The following is a 215-nucleotide window of genomic DNA, read 5'->3' on the forward strand; positions in this document are numbered from 1 at the left end:
TTACGCCCAGTAATTCCGATTAACGCTTGCACCCTCTGTATTACCGCGGCTGCTGGCACAGAGTTAGCCGGTGCTTATTCTGTCGGTAACGTCAAAACAGCAAGGTATTCGCTTACTGCCCTTCCTCCCAACTTAAAGTGCTTTACAATCCGAAGACCTTCTTCACACACGCGGCATGGCTGGATCAGGCTTTCGCCCATTGTCCAATATTCCCC

The 215-nt window shown here is 50.7% G+C and carries 1 rRNA gene; it reads right to left on the reverse strand.

The window, feature by feature from the left end:
- Positions 1 to 215: ribosomal RNA gene (locus FAF44_RS54260) — 16S ribosomal RNA — on the reverse strand; the annotation flags it as partial.

It is taken from the genome of Nonomuraea sp. MG754425 (assembly GCF_021699195.1).
Classification (GTDB): domain Bacteria; phylum Actinomycetota; class Actinomycetes; order Streptosporangiales; family Streptosporangiaceae; genus Nonomuraea.